This is a genomic window from Collimonas humicola (assembly GCF_018304945.1).
Taxonomy (GTDB): domain Bacteria; phylum Pseudomonadota; class Gammaproteobacteria; order Burkholderiales; family Burkholderiaceae_D; genus Collimonas; species Collimonas humicola.
Window position 1 is genome coordinate 324,584 of record NZ_JAGQEE010000005.1, and the last position, 23,401, is coordinate 347,984.

Below are 23,401 nucleotides of genomic sequence, written 5' to 3' on the forward strand. Positions count from 1 at the left end.
CCGCTGAAAAGACTGAAAAGAAAATGGGAGCACAGTGCGGCTCCCATTTTTTGATTCTTAGATCGCTTGCGACAATGCCCTCCGGACAGGACTGGCAATGGCAACAGACTCAAGGTCCTGGCGAGTCTTTGAATAAGCTGGTTTTCCTGCCTGACGGACGAAGAATTTCCAGTTTTCTCCGTTCGCTATTTCACATCAAGGAGCTTTGATATTGGATGCTTGCTTGCCCTTAGGGCCCTGGGTGACATCAAATTGCACTTTTTGACCTTCTTTGAGTGTCTTGAAGCCATCCATGGTAATTGCGGAAAAGTGCGCAAACAAATCTTCGCCGCCATCGTCCGGGGTAATGAAGCCGAAACCCTTGGAATCATTGAACCACTTAACAGTACCTGTTGCCATGATAATCTCTCAATTAATTACACATCGTATTAGTGCTAAAGCGCTTGGCTTTTCACTAACTAATTTACACACGATCAAACTTTGAAGTGTGGCCACGCACTCAGACTAATGGTGCCAAGAGGTCGCTTCTGTACGCTAACCAACTTAAGACGGTTCGTCAATAGCGAATATGCATGGGCAGTGTTGTTTTCGTGCCAATCCTCTATTTTGTCATCTTGTTCACTGTCAGCGGACCGCCGTCAGCGTCTGCAGAAACTGCCTGCACCACCAATGCACATCGTATTTGCGAACATTCGCCAGCAGCGCCGCATGGCGCGCCTGGCGTTCGGCCAGCGGCATTTGCAAGGCGCGCTGGATTGCCTGCGCGGTGCCTGGGATGTCATAGGGATTGACCAGCAGCGCTTGCTTGAGCTGTTCGGCGGCGCCTGCGAAGCGGGACAGCACCAGCACGCCCGGATCGGCTTCATCTTGCGCCGCAATAAATTCTTTGGCGACCAGGTTCATGCCGTCGCGCAGCGGTGTCACCAGGGCCACGTCGCAAGCCCGGTACAGGCCGGGCAGCCGTTTGCGCGCCACAGTGCGGTGGATGTAGCGGATCGGCATCCAGTCGAAATCGCCGTAGTTGCCGTTGATGGCGCCGCACAGGCTTTCCAGTTCGTGCTGGATGTCGGCATAGGCGTCGACGTCTTCGCGGCTGGGCGAGGCTACCTGCAGCAGGGTGGCGCTGTGCTGGTTCTCCGGATATTCGCGCAGCAGTTCGTTAAAGGCGCGTATGCGCTGCGGCAAGCCTTTCGAATAATCCAGGCGGTCGACGCCGACCAGCAAGCGCCGCCGTGAATATTCAGTGCGCGTGCTCTCGTAGGTGTCGATTGCTTCGCGCGCGCGCCCCAGCAGCTGGAATTCGTCTACGTCTATGCCGATCGGGAAGGCGCCGGCTTGCACGGTGCTGTTGAAGGCGCGGAACTGGCCGGCGCCTATGGTTTCGGCGGTGGCTTCGGCTTTCACGTAATGCGAGAAATTCAGCAGGTCGGCTTCGCTCTGGAAGCCCACCAGGTCGTAAGCGAAGAGGGCGCGCATCAGCCATTCGTGCGATGGAATCGCCGCCAGTATCTGCTGCGGGGGCAGCGGGATGTGGAGGAAGAAACCGATGCGGTTGTCGCAGCCCATGGCGCGCAATTCCGCAGCCAGCGGAATCAGGTGGTAATCGTGGATCCAGATCATGTCGTCCGGCTTGAGCAGCGGCATCAGCTTGCGCGCGAACAGATGGTTGACGCGCCGATAGCCGCTCAGGTAGCCGGACTCCAGGTTGGCCAGGTCGAGCCGGTAATGGAATACCGGCCACAGCACGCCGTTGGCGTAACCGCGGTAATAGGCATCATGGTCTTCCTGGCTCAGATCTATTTCGGCCAGCGTCACCGGCCCGGCCTGATGCACGTGCAGTTCACCCTCTCCGGGAGCGCCGTCCTTGACTGTCGTGCCGCTCCAGCCGAACCACAGTCCGCCGGTGTTTTTCAGGGTTTCGCCGAGCGCTACCGCCAGACCTCCCGCCGCCGGTTTGCGCGGATCGGCAAGTCGGTTGGATACGACTACCAGGCGTGACATGGGCGCTTCCTTTCTTGGTTTAATACATGGGATGGAAGGAGCTGCGGTCGGGATTCAGATGGCGCTCTCCCAGGCGGCCGACAAGCGCATCGCACAGTTGATGATGCCGACCATGGAATAGGTCTGCGGGAAATTTCCCCACATTTCGCCGGTGACCGGATGGGTGTCTTCCGACAGCAGGCCGACATGGTTGCGGGCCGCCAGCATGGCTTCGAAGATCTCGCGTGCCTGTTGTTTGCGGCCGATGCGCGCCAGCGCGTCGATGCGCCAGAAGGTGCAGATATTGAAAGCGGTTTCCGGCCGGCCGAAATCGTCAGGCGCTTCGTAGCGCCGCATGTAGGGACCGTCGCACAGGTATTTTTCGAGCGTATCGACGGTAGCGATAAAGCGCTCGTCGGTCGGCGCCACGAGGCCGACTTCCACCATCAGCAAGACGCTGGCGTCGAGATCGCGGCCGCCGAAACTTTCAGCATAGGCTTGCCGTTCTTCATTCCATGATTCGCTCAGGATGCGCTGTCCGATGACTGTTGCGCGCTCATGCCAGTAGCCGGCGCGTTCGCTCAGTTCCAGTTTGCCGGCGATCTTGGCCAGGCGGTCGCAGGCGGCCCAGCTCATCAGCGCCGACGAAGTATGGATGCGCGAACGGGTGCGCAGCTCCCACATGCCGGCGTCCGGCTGGTCATACAGCGCGAACGCGCGTTCACCCACCGCTTCCAGATGCCGGAACTGCTCGACGCCGGAGCGATGCAGCAGGCGTTCGTCGTGAAACGATTGCGCCGCGCCGAGGATGATATTGCCGTAGACATCGTGCTGGAAATGCTCGTAAGCCTGGTTGCCGACCCGGACCGGCGCATGATGGCGGTAGCCGGGCAAGTGGTCGAGGGTCAGTTCCGGCAAGGCTTCTTCCAGGCCGATGCCGTACAAGGGCTGCACATGGCCGCCGGCGCTGCGCACCACGACATTGCCGAGCCAGCGCAGATAGTCTTCCATGGTGCCAAGTTCCGACAGGCTGTTGAGCGCGCGCACCACGAAAAAGGCGTCGCGCAGCCAGCAATAGCGATAGTCCCAGTTGCGCGCGCTGCCGGGCGCTTCCGGCACGCTGGTGGTCATGGCGGCGATGATCGCGCCGGTGTCTTCATACAGCGACAGCTTGAGCGTGATGGCGGCGCGGATCACCGCCGCCTGCCATTCCAGCGGCGTCGCCAGGGCCCGGCTCCAGCCGCGCCAGTAGGCCAGCGTTTCCTGTTCCAGGCGACGCGCGGTATCGCCGATGCCTTCGCTCATGGTCTCGTCCGGCCCCAGGATGAAATTCAGGGGGCGGCTGACGACGAACGACGTCTCGGCCAGCAGATAGCTGAGCGGAGCGTCGGTATTGAGGCGCAAGGTTTGCGCTGCGCCGATATAGCGGATGTGATTGCTGCCGCGGCTGATCGCCGGCGCCTCGCGGCCCCAGTCGAAACGCGGACGCAGCATGACGCGCAGGCGTGGCGCGCCGCTCAGCGGCTGGATGCGGCGGACGATCGTCAGCGGCCGGAAGAAGCGCCCGCGGCTGGCAAAGCGCGGCGCGAAATCGGTGATTTCCACACTCTGGCCCAAGGTATCGTGCAAGCGTGTATGCAGTACCGCGGTATTGGCTTCATACCACTGCTCGCTATGCGAAAAATTCTCTAGCTGGAAACTCCACAGGCTGCCGCTGTCGTTGGGATCGAGCAGGGCGTTGAACACCGGATCGCCATCGAAGCGAGGCAGGCAGCACCACACGATGCGCCCCAGTTTGTCGATCAGCGCGTTGAAGGAACAATTGCCGATAACGCCAAGATCGAGCGACGAGGTGGAGGGAATGGCCGCATCGGCGACAACCGAGGCGGCGGCCGACGTTTCCGTGGGGAGCGTGGTCATGGTTTCTTCCTTCACATTGGTTATTGCAGAACCCGGGCCAGCATGGCGCGCACCGCGGCGGCGCTGGCGATGCGCGCGTGCGCCAGGCTGTCGCCGGGGCCGACCTTGATGCCGAGGCCGCCGCCTGACTGCACCCAGGCGAAGCCGGCCTCGTCGGTGATGTCGTCGCCGATGAAAACCGGGCGCCTGCCGATGAACGGCGGCTCCTGCATGAAGGCCGCAATCGCGCTGCCTTTGTCGGCATCCGCAGCCTTGGCTTCCACCACCATCTTGCCGCGCAGCAGAGCAAATCCGGCTTCATGGCGCAGCGCCGCCGTCATTGCCTTCACGCAGGCCTGTTCAAGTTCCGGCGCGCGGCGGTAGTGCAGCGCCAGGGCGCCGCGCTTGACTTCCAGCAGCAGGCCGGCGTGCTGCGCCACCAGTGGATTGAGATGCGCCAGCAGGCGCTCGATCGAGGGCACCGGAAGCTGCGTCATGCGGCCATCGGCGCTGCGCCGCTCGACGCCGTGGACGCCGGCCGCAGGCAAACGCAAGGGCGCGAGGAAGTAATCGATCTGTTCCAGCGGACGGCCGCTGACGATGGCAAGGGCGCCGTGGGCCGCTCGTTGCAGCCGTTGCAAGCTTGTTATCAGGCTTGGCGGCACCAATACGCTCTCCGGGCGGGGAGCAAGATCGACCAGGGTATTGTCGAAGTCCAGGAACAGCGCATCGACGCTAAAGTCGTAAGCATGGTTTGATAGGGACATGCTATGTATGGCGGATCCAGCAAGGATTAGTTCCCGTGATAAATACGAGGCATGCCAGTTTGATATCAACGCGAAGGCTGGCTTGCGGCAGGGTGGGCCGCAAGCCAGCGTTTTAGAATCCCTGCGCTTTCATCGCCTCGAATTCCATGGCGGCGTTGCGTTCTTCGCTGGCTTCAATCGGCTCCATCGCGTCATCGACAAAGGTGGCGGCGCGTTCGGCTGCGCACTTTGCCGAATCCAGGTTGAGGGCTGATTCTTCCTCATCTTCGCCGGGCGGTTCCAGCATGTCCCTCAGCATGGCGTTCAGTTCCGGCGTATCCCACGGCTCGCCATGGCGCTTCTTGACGTTGATGTAATGGCGGATTTCCGCATCTTGCTCTGGCGTCAACGGCAGCCCGCGAAAACTGCTTTTCGGATCAATCTCGGTCATGATGCCTCTCCCGATCTGCACTGCTTGAACTTTGAGTGTAGACCTATTGTGGCCGCTAGTGGCGGCCCGGGAGAATTTTATGCCGATTTTTTTTCATGATTTTTATCCGCTGCCCGGCTGGCGCCCTACAGCTTGGGGATGCGGATGCGGCTCACCATCAAGGCGCCCGACACCGCAAACATCAGCGCCATGGGATGAAACTGGAAGCCGCCGACATACACCACGCCCAGCCACAGCTGTGCGCCGAGAGCGTCATTCCAGGCGGCAGCGGCCAGCACCAGCACCAGCAGCATGGAAGTCGGGATCGGTGTGCCTTCGAAATATTTCACCTTGCCCTCGCCGTCGGACAGCTTTTCCGAGGTGACGTTGTAGCGCGCCAGGCGCGATACCCCGCAGGCGACGAAAAATACCAGGATGATGCGATCCACCAGTCCCTGCATGCCGCAGCCGTAGGCGATGATCGCCGGCGCCACGCCAAATGAAATCACGTCGGCCAGCGAATCCAGTTCGCGCCCCATGGCAGAGCTTTGCGCGCGCCAGCGGGCGATGCGGCCGTCGAGAATATCGAATACCAGCGCCGCCGGAATCAGGGCGCAGGCGATGAGCAGATGCAGTACTTCGCGCGTCTGCAGATAGGTCATGACGGAAAACAGGGAGCCGACGCCGCAAAATGCGTTGCTCAGGGTGAACCAGTCGGCGAGATGGAACTCGCGTATCATCGAAAACGGCTTTGGTTTGGTCATTGCTTTAATCCGGGAGCTTATAGTGATAAGAGGGGTGGAAAAATCTCAGCCCTGAATTTATCACATAGAGTATGCACGCCGGTAACTGCCGCTCTCTGTCACCGGACAGCGCGGATGACAGAGAATGCGTTAAAAAGCCGGGAACCGCCCGGCTGGGGCCGCCAGGCGTCAGCGGCTGTCGGCCTTGGCCAGCACCGGCTGGGCCCGGTACATGTCGGGGAACAGGCGCTTGAGATCGTCGATCTTGGGTAAATCGTTGACGACAATGTAGGGATAGCTCGGATTGCGCGTCAGGAAGTTCTGGTGGTAAGACTCGGCGGGATAGAAGCCGCGCAGCGCTTCCACCTTGGTGGCCAGCGCATTGCTGAACACTTTGGCGTGGTCGATCTGCGCCACATAAGCTTGCGCAACCTTGCGCTGCATGTCGTTGGCCGGGAACACCGCGGAGCGGTATTGGCTGCCGGTATCCGGCCCCTGCCGATTCAGCTCGGTGGGATCGTGCGCCACCGAGAAAAATATCTGCAGCAGCTTGCCGTAGGTGACCTGGGTCGGGTCATAGGTGATCTGCACCGATTCCGCGTGGCCGGTATCGCCTTCGCTGACCCGGTTGTACTGGGCGGTGTCGCGGTTGCCTCCGGCGTAGCCCGAGACCACATTGCTGACGCCGCGCACGTGCTGGAACACGCCTTGCACGCCCCAGAAGCAGCCGCCGGCAAACACTGCTGTCTCCGAATGTTCAGTCGCGACGACCGCTTCGTCGCTGACAGGGGCGGGAACCATCTTTGCGGATTCTGACGAAAAGGCGAGATTCTGGCTAAACAGCAATGCCGCGCCGAGCGCGCAGGCGGCCAGCACGCCTCCGGTCCAGGGCAAGGCGGCGCCCGCTGGTTTTGTCTTTGTTGGCAATTTGTCCATGATGGTCATCCTCTTGGTTGTGATAAGTAAGGCAGCACTGGTACTTGGTCGGCAGCGGGGAGATTTCCTTACGGACGATCTGTTACGTTTCCGTGTATCGCTTGAGCTGATGTTGCTTTGCCAATTCGCCCGTGGCAACATGCCATGGCCGCTTGCGGCTGCTTTAACTTACCTGCGAGAGAGAGTGTATGACGGTTTCATTAAGGTTGCCGGTGGCTGCGGATTACGCCGTAATCGCAGGGTGGATTGCCGATGCGGCAGCCTGTGCCCGCTGGGCCGGTCCGCAGCTGGCCTATCCCTTCGACCCGGCACAGCTGCCGCGGCTGCTGCAGGTGCAGGCTGGCGCCAGCTACGTGCTGCGCCAGGGAGATGCCGACATCCTCGGTTTTGGCCAGTACCGCCTGCGCCAGCCTGGCGTTGCTCATCTGTGCCGCATCGTCATTGCGCCGCAAGCGCGCGGCAGAGGCCTGGGCAAGATCTTGTGCAGCTTGCTGCTGGAAGAAGCGGTTCGAGCCTATAGCGTCAACGCCGCGACCTTGCGTGTATACCGCGACAATCCTGCGGCGCGCGCGATTTACGCCGGGCTCGGGTTTGCCGAGGTCGAAGCGGAATCGACTCCCGAAGTGCTATGGATGCAGGCGCAGATCAGCCGCGCTGGCCAAGCGACGCCGCCGCTGGCCGCGGACGCAGCAAAGCCTGCCTGAGCCAGGCGTTCACCGGCTCCGAATAGAAGCGTGCGATCAGGCCGGCAGCCAGGGCGGAGACCAACAGGAACAATGCCAGCACCGGCAGCTTCCAGGCATAGGGCATGGCGCCTTTCGGCACCACGCTGCGCATCAGTCCGAGGATGACGATATGGAACAGGTACAGCTCATAGCTGTGCCGTCCCAACCAACGGATTGCGGCCAGCAGGCGGCTGCCTTGCAGCCAGGCCGGCACCTTTTCATTACGCGCGCCCAGCAGCAGCACCGAGGTGCCGGCGGCGATCAGGCTGAAGCCGAAGATCTCATGGCCATCGATGCCGCGAAGGTAAATGCTCGCCACCAGGCACGCGGCGGCGACCTGGGCCAGGCGCCAGAGCCAGCCCCGCAGGCGCACCTTGCCGGCAAACAGCGCGGCAAGGCAGCCGAAGGCGACCGCATCGAAACAGGCGGCGTAGCCGTACATGAAATAGATTTCGTCAGCGGTATGGAAACTGCGGTAAATCGGCCCCACGGCAATCGCCACGACCCACACTGCGGCGATGGCCCACTCGCGCTTCAGGCCGAAGCAGAGCAAGGGAAACAGCAGGTAAAAAACCTCTTCCACTGACAGCGACCAGTAGATATTCATCGCGTAATTGAAATACCAGGCATGCTGCATCAAAACGTTGTGCCAGAAGGTCAGCACCGACAGCACCGCCAGCGGCATGCCGACGGCCGGCCAGCCTGGCTTGGCGACGTTCATGAATGCCGGCAGGCCGAGCAGGCCGAGTATGGCGATGATGGCCAGCACCGCCAGCAGGCAGGGGAAGATGCGCGCCATGCGGAAGACATAGAAGCGCGCAATATCGACCTGGGCCAGGCCGCCGTAGCGCTGGATGGTGGTGGCGGTGATCAGGTAGCCGGAAATCGCGAAGAACATGGTGACGCCGTAGTTGCCGTTGAGCGTCAGCGCGCGGATGGCTTCCTTGGAGAGCAGATAGCGCAGCGGGCTGTCGGTCAGCGAATAGGACAGCTGATAATGCAGCAGCAGGACCAGGCAGATTGAAATCCCTCTGAGTAAATCTATTCTGAAGTTACGGTCGACATGAAGCGTCATCGGATTTTCTGGTGGGTTCCTGATAGGGCAGATTCTACTTTTTATTCGCGCACGGCTGCAGGCAGAAATGCGCTTTTTTCTCACCCGGACTAATTCACGCCGGTAGCGGCCGGCAGCAGATGCAGCTGCGCGTACTGCAGCAGCATGATGGTTTTGCCGTCGGCGATTTCGCCGCTGGCGACCATCTGCATGGCGCGTTCCAGCGTCAGTTCCAGCACCTGGATATCCTCGCCTTCGGCCTGCAGGCCGCCGCCGTCGCCGATGCGCGCATCCGGCGCGTATTCAGCGACGAAGAAATAAAGTTTTTCCGTCACCGATCCCGGGCTCATGAAGGCTTCGAACACCTTGCGCACCTCGCTGACGCTGTAGCCGGTTTCTTCTTCGACTTCCGCTCGGATGCGCTGCTCCGGGCTGGCGTGGTCGAGCAAGCCGGCGGCGGTCTCGATCAGGAAGCCGTCATGGCCATTGCCGAAAGTGGGAAAGCGGAACTGGCGGATCAGGATGACGCTGCAGCGTTCGCGGTTGTAGAGCAGGATGGTGGCGCCGTTGCCGCGGTCGTAGGTTTCGCGCGTCAGGGTTTGCCAGCTGCCGTCGCCGCGGCGATAGTCGAAGGTGGTTTTTTTCAGCAGATACCAGTCGTCCGACAATACTTCAACCTTGCGGATCTTGACTCTGTCGTCGTGCATGCGGTGCTCCCGATAATGTTTGGATGGACTTACGTCGTGAACTTACGTCGTGGACTTGCGCCAATGAAATTTATCATGCAATATCGTGAAATATCAAGAAAAAACGTGCAAATCAAATTATGCTAACCCTGCAACGCAAACAGCATTTGCTGGAAATCCTGGAGCGCGACGGCCAGATCGTCGCCAAAGCGCTGAGCGAACAACTGGGCCTGTCAGAGGACACCATCCGGCGCGACCTGCGCCAGCTGGCGCAAGAAGGCCTGCTGCAACGCGTGCACGGCGGCGCCTTGCCGGCATCGCCGGCGCTGGCCGGTTTTGCCGAACGCCAGCAGATTTCGGCCGACGCCAAGCCCGCCATCGGCCGCGCCGCCGCAGCCATGATCCAGCCCGGCCAGATCGTGTTCGTCGACGGCGGCACGACTGCGCTGCAATTGGTGCGGCAACTGGCCCTGACCTTGCGGGCGACAGTGGTGACGCATAGTCCGTCCATCGCCATCGAACTGGTGTCGCATCCGCATATCGAAGTGATCATGATAGGCGGCCGCCTGTTCAAGCATTCGATCGTGGGGGTAGGGGCGGCTGCGCTGGAAGCGATAGGGCGGATTCGCGCCGACCTGTATTTCATGGGAGTGTGCAGCTTGCATCCGCAGGCCGGCATCAGCACGGGCGATTTTGAAGAGGCCGGCGTCAAGCGCGCACTCAGCGATGCGGCGGCCAGGACGGTGGTGCTGGCCTCGCCGGAGAAACTGGACACAGCCTCGCCATTCCAGATCGCGCCGCTGAGCCAGGTCAGCGACATTGTGGTCAATGCCGGGGTGGAGGAAGCCCTGGTTGCGCCTTATCGCAAGATGGGGATTGCAATTACCTTGGCTTAGCCGGCTTTGACATCAGGGCATGTTCCACGCTTCTTAGGTGACCGGTTCGACCTGTCGGGCGAACCGGATCTATAAAACCACTGCCTGAAAATCAGAACGAGATTTTCAGAATCTGCGCGCCGGTGCCACGGGTATCAACAAATAGATTTCCACTACTGTCAGCGACCATCGAGGTTATAAATCCAGAGCTTATGCCGGTGGTAAATGTCGTGACATTACCCTTGGCGTCCAGGCGGATTATGTTTGAGACGCCGTCAGTGGTATAAATGTTTCCGGATGGGCTGACGGCAATCGCGGTGCCCAGCGTTCCCAAAGTAGCTATGGTGCTGACTGCGCCGTTCGCCGTGATTTTTCGAATGGTCGATTTTTGCGGATTGGATGATGAGTCGATAAAATAGAGATTGCCGTTGGTATCGATCGCCAGGTCCAACGGATTATTCAGCGTTGCGGCCGTACCCGTGCCGTCACTATTTCCACTGCTGCCGTTACCGGCAAGTATCGACATGACACCGTTAGCCGTGAATTTCACTATGCGATTATTTGGTCCGTCAGCCAGATACAGATTTCCGCTGCCGTCAATTGCCAGTCCTCCAATAGAAATTGCATTGAAATTTGTGGTGACATTCCAATTTTCCGCGAAGCTTTTGACGACCCCTGTCGTGCTTAATTCATTGATCGATGATCCCCATGTAGCTGGTTGCATCGACAATATTCCTGAACTGCCGTCCCCGAAGACGTTTCCGTTGCCATCGACCGCGATTCCCTCCCAGTTGGCGGGTTGACCAGTCGGAGCAAGGGTTGTTACGGCGCCGGCTTGGGTTACAGTGCGTACTACGTTGCGATCCGAAACGATGATGTTTCCGCTGGGAGCTAGCGCTATATGACCACCGCCCCAAAAAACAGCTGCAGCGCCGACACCGTCGACCGGAGTCTGATTGGTGGTCGCCGAACCTGCAATCGCGGTGACCGTAATGGCAGACGTGGCAACCGCACCGCTAGGTGCTTGCCCGGTCGATACAAGATTGTTAGCCGGGCCGGCAGCATTGGCCGGCACACTGACCGTCGCGCCAACTTGGGTGTAGATGGTATTGGATGTGCCATTGATAGTGACGACACTGCCGTTGGGCGAAGTCACGGTAGTACCCGCCGGCACCAGTACGGAATTGTATTGCGTCATGGTCACGGTGCTGCCATTTGGCACGACTGCCGGCGTGGTCGCCGCGGTAGTCGTTGTGTTGGCGGGCGCCGCCGTACCACCTGAATCACCGCCGCCGCCGCACGCCGTCAATATTGAAATTAGTGCGAGTACCAGCGTTGACCGAATATAGGGACGCATGCATTTGCCTCATTGTTGTTAGTTATATAGGAGATTCCAATTTGCGTTGAGGAGTATAAATTGACATTTTTTCTATTTGGAAACAAAGTTGTTTCCAAATGTTTCGGTGCGGATTGTTTTGGTGACGCATACCGACTGGAGCCGCAGCCGCGACATCAACGGTAAAGAGACGGTGGTTAACAAGCCGCTTTCCTTCCCCTGGGCCGCCGGAAAAACCTGCGAAGTGCAATATACGGAACAGCATCCGAACAAGATGCACCGGTTCGAACAATGGAATAACAAATTCACCGTAGTCGGATTTGAAACGATCGAAGTGCCTGCCGGGAAATTTAAGGCTATCAAGGTCGATGAAGAAGGCCGCTGGATGGCAGCATGAACGCTGACCGGCATCGTGGCGGGCGGAGCTGGCGTCATGTTTCTTTGCGCTATGATGAAGCGGTCCACCCACTTCATTCCGGTTAGCCATGCAACACATCAATCCGCCAGAACTGCAGAACGATCTTGTTCGTCTGCGCCCGCTAAACCGCGCCGACGCACCCGCCTGGCATGCCTATCTGACCATGCCGCATGTGCTCGAACACACCAGCTGGCAGCTGCTTTCCATCGACGATCTGCTGCAAAAATTCGACGCCCTGGAGTCTTCGGATCCGGCTTCGGAACTGCGTTTTGCCATCGTGCTGCGCAGTTCCGGCAAACTGGTTGGCACCATCGGTTTTCACAGCCTGTCGCCGCTGAACAAGACTGCGGAGATTGCCTATGACCTGGCGCCCGGCGTCTGGGGCATGGGCATTGCGCCGTCTGCCTGCGCGGCGATGGTGGATTGGGCTTTCAACCATCTTGACGTGGTGCGGATCCAGGCCACCGCGCTTGACTCCAATATTCGCACGGTGAGGGTCCTGGAAAAATGCAGCTTCCAGCGCGAGGGCCTGCTGCGCAACTTCAGGATGGTGCGTGGCCAACCTCGGGATTTCTGGGTGTACGCGCGCATCGGTGGCATCAAGCCGGTTTGACAACGCCTGATTCGGCGAGGCCCGCCTCGGAGCGGTCGCCCAGCAGGTAGCGCGGGCCGCTGCCGCGCCGTTGCGCCGTATCCTCAGGATTGTAGAGTGCGCACTTCTTGAGCGACAGGCAGCCGCAGCCTATGCACGAGGTGAGCTGGTCGCGCAGCGCGGTCAATGTGTCGATGCGCTGCTGCAGCAACGGTTGCCACGAGCGCGACAGGCGTTCCCAGTCCTGCTTGGTCGGGGTGCGCTGCAATGGCAGGGCAGACAAGGCCAGCCTGATTTCGTCCAGGCTTAGCCCTACCGTTTGCGCGACGCGGATGAAGGCGACCCGGCGCAGCACGTCGCGCGCGAACTGCCGTTGCCTGCCTGCTTCGCGCTTGCTGCCGATCAGGCCCTGCTCTTCATAGAAACGCAGTGCGCTGGCGGCGACGCCGGAGCGCTTGGCCAGCTCGCCGATGGTGATCAATTGATCGCTCATGATGTCCCTCGAAATTCATGTTGACTTCAAGTTTACTTTAACTTTGATAATCGGGTCGTCATATTAATTTCGAGGCTACGCAATGAGCGAACTGATCCAAGACCTTGCACTCCAGCAGCTGCTCGACGCCAACGGCCGTTTTGCGCTGAACGGCAAAGGCACCACCAATCATTGCCCGATGGCGCTATGCGCGCTTGCCGCCATGGGGGCGCCGCCGGCGCGCCTGCATGAATTCTTCGAGCAGTGGGAGCGTCGTTTTGCGCTGCCGGAGGCGCCGTCCGGCTTGCGCATCGCACGCGAATCGTGGCCGGCATATATCAGCCAGGCTGACGCGTTCGCCGCCTTGCGCCTGTGTTTCCAGGAGTGGATGATGGAAGAAGGGCCGGATGCGGTGATCGGGCAGGTTTTCAGCCGGCTGCCGTTTGCGCCGGCCAGCGGCGCATTTCACGCGGTAATCCGGCTTGCCTATGGATTGGAAGCGATGCACGACGGTGAAATCGCTGCCGGCCTGGCCGCGCTGGTCAGCGGCAATCTGCCGATCGAGATCGCCGTTGACGAGCATCGCGTGGCAGCCTCCGTCGGCGCCGGCCTTGCCAGCCTGTCGGCAGCCTTGCAGGGCGCCGTATTCAAAGGCGACATGATTACCGCCCGCCTGCGCGCGGTGGCGCTGGATCCGCTGTTCCGCTCGGCGCTGCCGGCGCCGCCCAGGCTGACGCCGCTCAGCACCATGCTGCTGGACGATATGGCGCGCGTGGCGATCCAGTTGTATTGGCAAACAAATAATTTCACCGCCATGCATATGGTGACCGGCCTGCACGCGGTACGCCGCGTTTTCAGCCATTTGCCGGAACAGCTCGCAGAGGGTCTGCTGCCGGACTTGTGGCAGGCCTTCTGCGCCGCCTATGTATCGATCGGGGCGCCGCCGCTTGCAGAGGGCAAGGGCCATGCCCTGGCGGACGGCGCCGATCCCTGGCCGCAGCTGTTCAGGCTGGCGCTGTCATCCGATGACGATCATGACATCAAGACCGTGTACACCTGCTACTGCGAAAACCTGCGGGCGCCGTCGCTCCTGTATTCGGCCGCCGCGGCGCGAAGGGTGCGGCATCTGAGTTGATTTGCGACGGCGGATTCATGGTAAATTCGACCTGAATTCTTTAACCGGCTGCCGTGCCCAGCTTTGGATCCGCCGCAATGATCGACGCCATACAATCAGTTGAATCCCATGACCTTGAGCAGCTGCGCCAGTTCACGGAAAGCATCATCGTCGCCGAGAAGCTCGCCAGCGATCCCGTCCTGCAAGCGGAGCTGATCCATAACGTCCATCAGAACCTCGACTGGTGGCTGGCGAACCAAGAGCATTGCTGCCATCTCAAATACACCCGCGACGGCCGGATAGTCGCCGTGGTGCTGGTCAAGAATTTCTGGAATCTGTGTAGCTTGTTCGTCACGCCCGAGCTGCAACGCCAGGGCATAGGCCGCGCATTGACGCTGGCGGCGATCCAGCAATGCCGCGCCTTGAGCGAACGGCCTGCGATCCGCCTCAACTCGGCCCCCAATGCCGTGGCCTTCTATGCGGCCCTGGGATTCCTGCCGGCGGAAAGCAGCAGAACGCTGCCGCCCGGATTCCGCGCCATGGCGTTGCGATTGTGAGCGGCCTCTGATCCCTGCATCATGCTCATTGCCGAACTAAACCGAGAGGAGTGCTGAGTTGAGCGAAAAACCGACGTCAAAGAATGCCGAGGGCGTATTCGAACCCTTCCATGTCAGCCGCGTGCCCTGGGTGGAATTCTCACGCGGCGAGCGCTTCGGCCTGCGTTACAAGCACCTCAGCTCGTTTGGCGGCGCCTCGCAGATTGGCGTTTCGATGGAGGTGCTGGAACCTGGCAGGCAAGCCAACCAGTCGCACTACCATTTGCTGGAAGAGGAGCATGTCTTCGTCCTGGAGGGCAGTTTGACGCTAGAACTGGGCGCCCAGGTTTATGAACTCTCTGCCGGGCATTACGTTTGTTTCCCCGCCGGCCAGAAAGTCGGCCATGCCATGATCAATCGCAGCCCGGCGCCATGCCGCTACCTGGTGTTCGGCAATTCTCATGCGGGCGATGTAGCGGTATTTCCCGAGACCGGGCGGGTGGACGTGAAGCTGATGGGAGAAGGCTATCGCAAGTCAGCCGTGATTGCGTACTGGGAAGGCGTCGATGTCGGGCAGCAGGCGCGGCCCGACGAAACCGCTTAGAACGTCAGCATTTCGCAAAGAACATCTTGGTCTTTGCATCCTTGCGTTCCTTGTCTATCCATTCCTTGGTCTGCACCGGGCTTTGCTGCAAGCCGGCATGGCCTTTGCGCGCCACCCGTTCGTCATCCATGCGGTCGAGTTCCTGCACGCGTTCTTGCAAGCGCCGGCATTCTTCGCTGGCGCCGGGTTTTGCATTGTCCAGCGAGGCGCGCGCACCGTTATCCTGGGCATGGGCGACGGAAAGGCCGGCTGAAGCCAGCAGCATGGCGATGGCGAAGGATTTTTTAATTGTCATGTCTGTCCTTGAGTCCTGTATATATTGAAATTGAAGGGCAGCCGGCCTGGTGCGTCAGCCTTGCCGGGTTGCCGGAAAAAATCAGCGATGGCGGTGATCGTTGCCGCGCCGATGATCGCGCCGCTGGTCATGGCGTCTGCCATGATGACCGCCGCCGTGCTGCCAGCCGCCGCGATGCAGTTCCCAGCCGTTGCGGCCGTGCTGCCATTGCGGCCGGTCGTAGCGATAGCCGTTGCGCGCCCTTTCCCAGTGTCCGCCAGCCCAGACATGGCGCCGGCCATCCCAGTTCCAATAGCCTGGCGCCCACAGGTAGCCGACGCGCGGCGGCGGCACGCGCTCATAGCGCGGCGGCGGTGGCGGCGTGCCGATGATGATGTTGACGCCGATTTGCGCCATTGCCTGGGCCGGCAGCAGAGCGGCCGCGCCGACCGCGGCTAGCGCGAGTGCGCAGAGAATACGTTTCATAGTCATTTTCCCGTATTGTTCGATCGAGGGTCACTATACCTGGGATTGTTTAAGCGCCAAGTAATGATGCAATTAATTACATTCAAGTCTGTTCCGATGGCGCATCTGTCGATGCCTGGCGCCGGGCGCAAAAGGCTTGGCGCGCCTGGCCTATCTGGGTAACATGGTCGGCGCCGGCAGCTCCCTGCCTGCCGCAGCGCTGCTGGTCTGCGCCGGATCGTTTCGCTCTGGCAGCCGGCTCCAGCATCGTTTGCGCCACTGCGCTCATACGAAAGACCGCCATGCTGCATAGCTGCATTGACCACCTTGTGATCACCGCGCCTTCATTGGCGGAAGGAACTGCATACGTACAGCAGGTGCTCGGCGTCGCGCTTCAGGCCGGCGGCGAACATCCGCGCATGGGCACCCATAATGCTCTGCTGCGGCTGGGCGAAGGGCTGTTTCTGGAAGTGATTGCGGTGAACCCGGAGGCGCCGCCGCCGGCGCGGCCGCGCTGGTTCCAGCTTGACCGGATCACGCCCGAAGCCCGGCCGCGCCTGGCGACCTGGGTCGCGCGCACCAGCGACATTGCTGCCGCATCCGCTGCATCCGCCGTCGCGCTGGGGCCGATTGTGCCGATGACGCGCGGCCAGCTGCATTGGCTGATCACGATTCCTGACGACGGCAGCCTGCCGATGCAGGGCATCGCCCCGACGCTGATCGAATGGCAAGCCCAGCCGCATCCGGCCAGCAGGCTGCCTGACCTGGGTTGTTCCTTGCTGGGCCTGGAGGCCGACCTGGCGCCTGCCGATGCGGAGCAGCTCAGCAACATGCTGGCGCTGAACGCTTTCCACGGAGTGTTTTCCGTGAACCTTATCGGTCCAGGCATGGCGCCTCGCCTGACGGCGTATATCCAGACGCCAGCCGGGGTGCGCCGGCTTGGTCCTCCCGCAAGTGTCATCCCTGTGTAATTTTCCCCGTGTATATTCCTTGTTTTGTTGTAATGATAATAATTTATTCATACGGCAAAGCGTCGCTTCACATGTCAGTCTGAGGGTATTCCTGGCCTGTCAGGATTTTGTCAGCTTCCATTCAGGCTTTTGACAGGATAGCTCTGTAGCCTGTAGCAGTCCCAGTTTGGGGCCACGTGCAGAGCGCGGTAAAAGGCGTTCGCATGTGTCAGGTTTTCCGCGAACTGCTGGTTGGCGGCTGATTGAGATCAACGGGTATTCACTGGCGCTGCTTCGATGTTTAAAAATTCTCTATTGCTAAGGCGCCAGGCCCCTGTGCTTTCAATGCTGTCGGCGCCGCTGGCCGGGCAGCTTGCGGCGCATCTGCTTGGCCTGCTTGAAAAGAGCGGCTGCGCTGACGTGCCGAAATTCTCTTTGGTCAAGACTCCCGCAGATCCCAGTCCCTGATATTCCCGGTCCGGAACGCCGGCACTGCGCGCTGTACATGTTGCCGGCGCGGTTTGCCTGCCGCGCCGGATTAAGCCGGATCCGCCAGCGCTGGCCGCATCCGTTGCCAATAAATAGTATCCCGCCTTTGCAAAAGCTCAGCTTGCGGGATGACGTGAAAACCGATCTTCCAATACGAGCATCATCATGAAAAATAATCTCTTGCAACGCCAGCCCCTTGCGATCGTTGCCGTCGCCACGCTGATTGCCGGCGCCATCGCTTTCGTCGCCTTCGGCCATCAGGGCAAGGCCGCTGCCGCTGAAGCCGGCGCTGCCGCCGACCCTAATTTCATCAGGCAGGGCGCGCGCATCACGATTCCGGAACATTCGCCGCTGCGCTCGCGCGTGGCCGTGCAAACCGTCGCCTCGCTGGATGCCACCCATGCGCTGGAACTGCCGGCGCAGGTGGAAGCCGATCCTGGCCGCACCATCAATATCCTGCCGCCGGTGGCCGGCAAGGTGCTGGAACTGAAGGTCGGCCTGGGCGATCATGTGCGCAAAGGGCAGTTGCTGCTGGTGATGACCTCGGGGGATTTTGCCCAGGCTACGTCCGACCTGCAAAAGGCACGCGATACGCTGCAGCTCACCAAACGCGTGCTGGACCGCCAGCGTGGCGTGCAGCAGGCCGGGGCCGGGGCCGCCAAGGACCTGGAGCAATCGGAAAGCACCTATGTGCAGGCGCAGGCTGAATTCGCCCGCGCCGATACCCGTCTCAAATCGCTCAGCGCCAGCGGCGCCAGCGCCGCCGACAGCGGCGGCCAGCGTCTCAACCTGGTAGCGCCAAGCTCCGGCAGCATCACGGTGCTGTCGATAGGCGCCGGGCAGTCGGCCAACGATCCGAATGCGGTCCTGATGACCATCGCCAACCTGGACAATGTCTGGATCACCGCCAGCGTGCCGGAAAACATGCTGTCCGCAGTCAAGAAGGGACAGGCGGTGAACATCAGCCTGCCAGCCTATCCGGGTGAGAAGTTCCGCGGCAACGTGTCGTTTGTCAGCGATGTACTGCAGCCGGATACGCGGCGGGCGCTGGTGCGCATCAGCGTGCCGAACGGCGACGGCAAGTTCAAGCCCAATATGTTCGCCAACGCCTCGTTTGCGGTGGCGCAGTCCGCGGCGCCGGTGGTGCCGCCATCGGCCTTGCTGATGAATAATGAAAACACCACGGTGTTCGTCGAGGTGGCGCCATGGACCTTCGAACGGCGCACCATCGAAACCGGCAACCAGGAAGACGGCAGCGTGCGGATCCAGAAGGGTCTGCTGGTCGGCGATCGCGTAGTGATCAAGGGCGGAGTGCTGCTCAATGATTAACAAGATCGTTCGTTATTGCCTGCAAAAGCGTTATGCGGTGATCCTGGTGGTGCTGATGGTGACCCTGTTCGGCTATTACTCGTGGACGCGGATGGCGGTGGAAGCCTATCCTGAACTGTCCGACGTCACCGCCCAGGTCACGACCCAGGCGCCCGGCCTCGCAGCCGAAGAAGTGGAGCAGCAGATCACCATCCCTCTGGAGCGCCAGCTGAGCGGTACGCCTGGCCTGGTGCACATGCGCTCGTCCAGCACTTTCGGCTTGTCGCTGATTACCTTGACGTTCAAGGATGGCGCCGAGGATTACTGGGAGCGCCAGCGCGTCACCGAACGCATGACCCAGGCCGCGCTGCCGGCCGGCATCACGCCCAGCCTGGATTCGGTGACCAGCGCCGCCGGAGAAATTTACCGCTATACCCTGGAATCCGACAGCAAGAACCTGATGGAGCTGTCCGAGATCCAGCGCTGGATCGTGATCCCGGAATTGCAGCAGGTTCCGGGCATTGCCGAAGTCGGCAATTTCGGCGGCCTGACCATGGAATACCAGCTGGAAGTAGACCAGCAGCAGCTGCAGCGCTTCGGCGTTTCGCTGTCAGATGTCACCACCGCGATCAACAGCAATAACGCCAACGCCGGTGGCAGCCGCATTACCCGCGGCGAGCAGGGCTATGTGGTGCGCGGCATCGGCCTGATGCGCAGCCTGACCGATCTCGGCAACGTGGTGGTCAAGCAGTCCGGCGGCGTGCCGGTGCTGGTGCGCGATCTCGGCAAGCTGCAGTACAGCCACCAGGAGCGGCAGGGCATCCTGGGCAAGGACCGCAATCCCGACACCATCGAAGGCATCGTCAAGCTGCTGAAATACCAGAACGCTTCGGAAGTGATCAAGGACGTGCACGCCAAGGTCGCGCAGCTGCAAAAGCAGCTGGCGCCGATGGGCGTCAAGATCGTGCCCTACATCGACCGCGACGACCTGATTGAGCTGACCATCCACAAGGTCGGCCATACCGTGCTCGAAGGCATCGGCCTGGTGTGCATCGTCCTTATCCTCTTTCTCGGCAGCCCGCGCAGCGCGCTGGTGGCGGCGGTGACGATTCCGCTGGCGTTGGTGGCGGTGTTCATCATGATGTACCTGACCAAGATGCCGGCCAACCTGTTCTCGCTGGGCGCGATCGACTTCGGCATCATTGTCGACGGCGCCATCGTGGTCACCGAAGCGGTCCTGCGGCGGCGCGAAGCCAAGCCTGAGGCGGAGCTGAGCGAGACCGATGTGCGCGACGCCACCACCGAGGTGATACGGCCGATTTTCTTCGCCACCCTGATCATCATCGTCGCCTATCTGCCGCTGTTCGCTTTCGAGCGCGCCGAAGGCAAGCTGCTGTCGCCGATGGCGTTTACCGTCAGCTACGCGCTGATCGGCGCGCTGGTGTGCAGCATCGTGCTGGTACCCGGCCTGGCTTACATGGCCTTGCACAAACCGCGCCGGATTTTCCATAACAAGCCGCTGGAGTGGCTCAGCGCCGGCTATCGCAAGACCCTGGGGCGGCTGCTGGCCAATCCCGCGGTGTCATACGGCCTCGGCGCGCTGGCGCTGGCCGGCGTGATCGTCCTGGGCGCGGCTACCGGCAGGGAGTTCATGCCGAACATGGATGAAGGCACCCTGTGGCTGCAAGTGCAGATGCCGTCCGGCCTGTCGCTGGAAAAGGGCAGCGAGATGGCCAGCGAGCTGCGCCGCACCTTGCTGGAATTCCCGGAGGTGTCGTATGCCGTGACCCAGCTCGGCCGCAGCGACGACGGCACCGATCCCTGGACCCCTTCGCACATGGAAGTGCCGGTCGGGCTGAAGCCGTACAGTACATGGGCCAACGGCGAGACCAAGGAACAGTTCGTGCACAAGTTGAACCAGCGCCTGTCTCAACTTCCAGGCTTTTCGATCGGCATCAGCCAGCCGATCAGCGACGGCGTCAACGATGCAGTCGGCGGCGCCCACAGTCCGCTGGTGATCCGCGTGTACGGCGACGATTTCAAGGAATTGCGCCGCATCGGCGAACAGATCGTCACGGTGCTCAAGCAGGTCAGGGGCACGGCCGACGTAGCCATCTTCCAGGAGCCGCCGGTGCCGCAGGTGGCGATCGATATCGATCGCGCCGCCGCCGCGCGGCTGGGGATCAATGTCGCCGATATCGCCGCCCTGATCCAGACCGGCATCGGCGGCGCTCCGGTCACGCAGCTGTATGTGGCGGACCGGGTGCACAACGTCACGGTGCGCTTCGCCAAGAACAGCCGCAATAGTCCGGAGGCGCTCGGCAACCTGTTGCTGACCACGGCCAGTGGCGCGCGTATTCCGCTGTCGCAGGTGACCCATATCCGCACCACCACCGGCGAGAGCACGATCGCCCATGAAAACACGCACCGCCAGCTGACCGTGCGCCTGGATTACGCCGATCGCGACCTGCTTTCCTATTACCAGGAAGCGCAGGTCCAGGTGGCGCAGAAAGTGAATTTCGACAAAGCCAGCTATCGCCTCGAATGGGCCGGTCAGTTCGAGAACCAGGAGCGCGCGCAGTCGCGCCTGATCCTGGTGTTCGGCCTGGTGCTGGGCCTGATGGCGGTGATCCTGTACGCCGGCTTCGGCAAGTTGCGGCAAGCGCTGCTGATACTGGGCGTGGTGCCGCTGGCGGCGCTGGGCGGCCTGATTGCGCTGCGTGTCACCAACGGCACCATCAACGTCGCCACCGGGGTCGGTTTCATCGCCTTGTTCGGGGTGGCGGTGCAGAACGGCATTATCATGGTTTCCAACATCAACCGCGTGCGGCGCCAGGGCATGGCCTTGCGGGATGCCGTGCTGGCAGGGGCGTTCGAGCGATTCCGGCCGGTGCTGATGACGGCTACGGTCGCTTCGGTCGGCATGCTGCCGGCGGCGTTGGCGACCGGGGTCGGCACCGACGTCCAGCGCGGCTTGGCGACGGTGGTGGTGGGCGGGCTGGTGGTCGCCACCATGCTGACCCTGTTCATCCTTCCCGCTTTCTATTATTCGCTGGAAAACTGGATTGAACGCCGCCGCGGCATCAGTAAAGAGCGTGACGGACGCTAAGGCGCGGGATAAAAAACGAGCAGGTAAAAATATGAATACAACGAAATTGCATTTCAATCGGCCGCTGAGAATCTCCGTGATGGCAGTAGCGCTGGCGCTGGCCGGTTGCGCCGCCGGACCGGATTTCAAGCAGCCGGATGCGCCACAGGTCAAGGGGTACACGAAAGAGCCGCTGCAGACAAGAACCTCGTCCGCAGAGACCGTCGGCGGCGCTGCCCAGCAGTTCGTCGAAGGCATGGATATTCCCGCCCAGTGGTGGACTCTGTTCAATTCGCCGGCATTGAATGCCGTCATCGAACAGGCGCTCAAGGCCAATCCGGATCTGCAATCGGCGCAGGCGGCGCTGCGTGCCGCCCAGGAACAGGTGTCGGCGCAGCAGGGCGCGTTCCTGCCGAGCGTCAACGCCAGCCTGGCGCCGACCCGGCAGAAGCAGCCGGTGTCGGCGGGACAGGGCACATCGCCGTTCAACCTGCACACCGCCCAGGTCAGCGTTTCCTACACGCTGGACGCGTTCGGCGGCAACCGCCGCCAGGTGGAAGCTTTGCAAGCCCAGGCCGAGCAGCAGAAATACCTGCTGGAAGCGGCTTACCTGACGCTGACCTCGAACGTGGTCGCGGCCGCCGTGCAGGAAGCCGCACTGCGGGCGCAGATCGCGGCGACACAGGAAGTGCTCAAGGTGCAGGGCGAATTGCTGACGCTGCTGCAGCGCCAGTACCAGCTGGGCGATGTGGCCCAGGCCGACGTCCTGGCGCAGCAGGCGGCCCTGGCGCAGACCCAGGCCAGCCTGCCGCCTCTGCTGAAATCGCTGGCGCTGCAGCGCGACCTGCTGACGGTATTGGCAGGGCGTTTCCCGAGCGAAGAGCTGGAGCAGAAATTCGATCTGGCCAGCCTCAGCCTGCCGCAGCAACTGCCGCTCAGCCTGCCTTCAAGCCTGGTGCAGCAGCGCCCTGACATCCGTTCGGCGGAAGCGCAGCTGCATGCCGCCAGCGCCGCTGTCGGTGTGGCTACCGCCAATATGCTGCCGCAGATTACCCTGAGCGCCAATATCGGCAGCGCCGCCGCGCAGATGGGGGATTTGTTCACCTCGGGCACCGGCCTGTGGAGCCTGGTCGGCGGCCTGACCCAGCCCCTGTTCGCCGGCGGCGCATTGCTGCACAAGAAGCGTGCCTCGGAAGCCTTGCTGGAACAAGCCGCGGCACAGTATCAAAGCACGGTGATACACGCCTTCCAGAACGTCGCCGACAGCCTGCGCGCCTTGCAGTACGATGCCGACGCCCTGCAGGCGCAGTATCTGGCCGAGCGCGCTGCTGCGCGCAGCCTGGAGATTTCGCGCAAATCGGTGCAGCTTGGCGCGGCCACGCCGCAGACCTTGCTGACGGCGCAGCAAACCTATCAGCAGGCGGTAATCAGCCTGGCGCAGGCGCAGGCGGCGCGCTTTGCCGATACGGCGGCGCTGTTCCAGGCGCTGGGCGGGGGCTGGTGGAATCGCGGCGAGCCGTTGGCGGCCGCAACAGCGCGGTAAATGCGCCGTTCAGCCGGAAATTGGGCGGCGCTTTAGGCAGATTAGCAACAGCGCATGTTGCGCGCTTGCCATGCAGCATAAATTTTCTGGTATGATCGGAAGCATCCTGTTGTCGTCATTCCCGGCGGCGCAGCTGTA

General features: G+C 61.4%; 25 protein-coding genes. 11 read left to right on the forward strand and 14 right to left on the reverse strand.

All coding sequences use genetic code 11. The features are described from left to right. Positions 1-195: 195 nt before the first annotated feature. The 7 genes from cspE to msrA all read right to left on the reverse strand — a co-directional run bounded on the left by cspE (position 196) and on the right by msrA (position 6,743). Complete coding sequence (gene cspE / locus KHU30_RS17170) at positions 196-399, reverse strand: transcription antiterminator/RNA stability regulator CspE (protein WP_098492995.1); 204 nt, start codon at positions 397-399, stop codon at positions 196-198. A 225-nt stretch (positions 400-624) separates the two neighbouring features. Continuing rightward, positions 625-2,001: an alpha,alpha-trehalose-phosphate synthase (UDP-forming) gene (gene otsA / locus KHU30_RS17175; protein ID WP_211443837.1), complete on the reverse strand. Its 1,377-nt coding sequence runs from the start codon at positions 1,999-2,001 to the stop codon at positions 625-627. Between the two features lie 54 nt (positions 2,002-2,055). Beyond that, positions 2,056-3,900 (reverse strand): glycoside hydrolase family 15 protein, encoded by a 1,845-nt coding sequence (locus tag KHU30_RS17180; RefSeq protein WP_211443838.1) that lies wholly within the window; start codon positions 3,898-3,900, stop codon positions 2,056-2,058. Positions 3,901-3,920: 20 nt separating this feature from the next. Further along, the gene (gene otsB / locus KHU30_RS17185) at positions 3,921-4,646 is read right to left on the reverse strand and encodes a trehalose-phosphatase (protein ID WP_211443839.1); all 726 of its coding nucleotides are present in this window, start codon (positions 4,644-4,646) and stop codon (positions 3,921-3,923) included. Between the two features lie 112 nt (positions 4,647-4,758). Then, on the reverse strand, positions 4,759-5,076 hold the full coding sequence (locus KHU30_RS17190; RefSeq protein ID WP_211443840.1) for a hypothetical protein: 318 nt from the start codon (positions 5,074-5,076) through the stop codon (positions 4,759-4,761). A 125-nt stretch (positions 5,077-5,201) separates the two neighbouring features. After that, positions 5,202-5,819 carry a CDP-diacylglycerol--serine O-phosphatidyltransferase gene (gene pssA, locus KHU30_RS17195; protein ID WP_211443841.1) on the reverse strand — a complete coding sequence of 206 codons (618 nt, stop codon included), beginning with the start codon at positions 5,817-5,819 and terminating at the stop codon, positions 5,202-5,204. A gap of 168 nt (positions 5,820-5,987) precedes the next feature. Further along, positions 5,988-6,743 (reverse strand): peptide-methionine (S)-S-oxide reductase MsrA, encoded by a 756-nt coding sequence (gene msrA, locus KHU30_RS17200; RefSeq protein WP_407928096.1) that lies wholly within the window; start codon positions 6,741-6,743, stop codon positions 5,988-5,990. 179 nt (positions 6,744-6,922) lie between these two features. On the opposite strand from msrA, the gene KHU30_RS17205 reads away from it, so the two are divergent. Next, entirely contained in the window at positions 6,923-7,438 is a 516-nt protein-coding gene (locus tag KHU30_RS17205; RefSeq protein ID WP_211443843.1) for a GNAT family N-acetyltransferase, read from the forward strand. On the opposite strand, the gene KHU30_RS17210 is transcribed toward KHU30_RS17205, so the two are convergent. Both KHU30_RS17210 and KHU30_RS17215 read right to left on the reverse strand, forming a co-directional pair. After that, complete coding sequence (locus KHU30_RS17210) at positions 7,380-8,534, reverse strand: acyltransferase family protein (protein WP_211443844.1); 1,155 nt, start codon at positions 8,532-8,534, stop codon at positions 7,380-7,382. The two genes, KHU30_RS17205 and KHU30_RS17210, sit on opposite strands and share 59 nt — an antisense overlap. Positions 8,535-8,623: 89 nt before the next feature. Next, positions 8,624-9,220, reverse strand: coding sequence for an NUDIX domain-containing protein (locus KHU30_RS17215; RefSeq protein ID WP_211443845.1), 597 nt, complete (start codon positions 9,218-9,220; stop codon positions 8,624-8,626). A 119-nt stretch (positions 9,221-9,339) separates the two neighbouring features. On the opposite strand from KHU30_RS17215, the gene KHU30_RS17220 reads away from it, so the two are divergent. Further along, a complete protein-coding gene (locus KHU30_RS17220) occupies positions 9,340-10,095 on the forward strand; it encodes a DeoR/GlpR family DNA-binding transcription regulator (RefSeq protein WP_211443846.1) in 756 nt (251 codons plus the stop codon). A 91-nt stretch (positions 10,096-10,186) separates the two neighbouring features. On the opposite strand, the gene KHU30_RS17225 is transcribed toward KHU30_RS17220, so the two are convergent. Further along, complete coding sequence (locus KHU30_RS17225; protein ID WP_211443847.1) at positions 10,187-11,431, reverse strand: NHL repeat-containing protein; 1,245 nt, start codon at positions 11,429-11,431, stop codon at positions 10,187-10,189. Between the two features lie 88 nt (positions 11,432-11,519). Between KHU30_RS17225 and KHU30_RS17230 the strand changes: the two genes are divergently transcribed. Next, the gene (locus tag KHU30_RS17230; RefSeq protein WP_211443848.1) at positions 11,520-11,807 is read left to right on the forward strand and encodes a hypothetical protein; all 288 of its coding nucleotides are present in this window, start codon (positions 11,520-11,522) and stop codon (positions 11,805-11,807) included. An 88-nt stretch (positions 11,808-11,895) separates the two neighbouring features. Then, positions 11,896-12,441, forward strand: coding sequence for a GNAT family N-acetyltransferase (locus KHU30_RS17235; protein WP_211443849.1), 546 nt, complete (start codon positions 11,896-11,898; stop codon positions 12,439-12,441). Here KHU30_RS17235 and soxR read toward each other — a convergent pair. Then, positions 12,428-12,913 (reverse strand): redox-sensitive transcriptional activator SoxR, encoded by a 486-nt coding sequence (gene soxR, locus KHU30_RS17240; RefSeq protein ID WP_211443850.1) that lies wholly within the window; start codon positions 12,911-12,913, stop codon positions 12,428-12,430. The two genes, KHU30_RS17235 and soxR, sit on opposite strands and share 14 nt — an antisense overlap. Positions 12,914-12,995: 82 nt before the next feature. Between soxR and KHU30_RS17245 the strand changes: the two genes are divergently transcribed. From KHU30_RS17245 to KHU30_RS17255, 3 genes are all read left to right on the forward strand, one after another. After that, positions 12,996-14,027 (forward strand): questin oxidase family protein, encoded by a 1,032-nt coding sequence (locus KHU30_RS17245; RefSeq protein WP_211443851.1) that lies wholly within the window; start codon positions 12,996-12,998, stop codon positions 14,025-14,027. A gap of 77 nt (positions 14,028-14,104) precedes the next feature. Further along, on the forward strand, positions 14,105-14,563 hold the full coding sequence (locus KHU30_RS17250; RefSeq protein ID WP_211443852.1) for a GNAT family N-acetyltransferase: 459 nt from the start codon (positions 14,105-14,107) through the stop codon (positions 14,561-14,563). A 58-nt stretch (positions 14,564-14,621) separates the two neighbouring features. Continuing rightward, a complete protein-coding gene (locus KHU30_RS17255; protein WP_211443853.1) occupies positions 14,622-15,146 on the forward strand; it encodes a cupin domain-containing protein in 525 nt (174 codons plus the stop codon). A 4-nt stretch (positions 15,147-15,150) separates the two neighbouring features. Here the strand turns inward: KHU30_RS17255 and KHU30_RS17260 are convergent, their stop codons facing one another. The 3 genes from KHU30_RS17260 to KHU30_RS17270 form a co-directional block, all read right to left on the reverse strand. Further along, positions 15,151-15,441: a hypothetical protein gene (locus KHU30_RS17260; RefSeq protein ID WP_211443854.1), complete on the reverse strand. Its 291-nt coding sequence runs from the start codon at positions 15,439-15,441 to the stop codon at positions 15,151-15,153. Between the two features lie 81 nt (positions 15,442-15,522). Beyond that, positions 15,523-15,906 (reverse strand): YXWGXW repeat-containing protein, encoded by a 384-nt coding sequence (locus tag KHU30_RS17265; protein WP_211443855.1) that lies wholly within the window; start codon positions 15,904-15,906, stop codon positions 15,523-15,525. A gap of 82 nt (positions 15,907-15,988) precedes the next feature. Next, the gene (locus tag KHU30_RS17270; protein ID WP_211443856.1) at positions 15,989-16,189 is read right to left on the reverse strand and encodes a hypothetical protein; all 201 of its coding nucleotides are present in this window, start codon (positions 16,187-16,189) and stop codon (positions 15,989-15,991) included. Here KHU30_RS17270 and KHU30_RS17275 point away from each other — a divergent pair. From KHU30_RS17275 to KHU30_RS17290, 4 genes are all read left to right on the forward strand, one after another. Beyond that, positions 16,188-16,856 carry a VOC family protein gene (locus KHU30_RS17275; protein WP_211443857.1) on the forward strand — a complete coding sequence of 223 codons (669 nt, stop codon included), beginning with the start codon at positions 16,188-16,190 and terminating at the stop codon, positions 16,854-16,856. The genes KHU30_RS17270 and KHU30_RS17275 overlap by 2 nt on opposite strands. A gap of 633 nt (positions 16,857-17,489) precedes the next feature. Then, positions 17,490-18,653: an efflux RND transporter periplasmic adaptor subunit gene (locus KHU30_RS17280; protein WP_211443858.1), complete on the forward strand. Its 1,164-nt coding sequence runs from the start codon at positions 17,490-17,492 to the stop codon at positions 18,651-18,653. Next, positions 18,646-21,741, forward strand: coding sequence for an efflux RND transporter permease subunit (locus tag KHU30_RS17285; RefSeq protein WP_211443859.1), 3,096 nt, complete (start codon positions 18,646-18,648; stop codon positions 21,739-21,741). Before KHU30_RS17280 ends, KHU30_RS17285 begins: the two co-directional genes overlap by 8 nt. Before the next feature lie 31 nt (positions 21,742-21,772). Then, positions 21,773-23,263: an efflux transporter outer membrane subunit gene (locus tag KHU30_RS17290; RefSeq protein WP_211443860.1), complete on the forward strand. Its 1,491-nt coding sequence runs from the start codon at positions 21,773-21,775 to the stop codon at positions 23,261-23,263. Positions 23,264-23,401 lie beyond the last annotated feature (138 nt).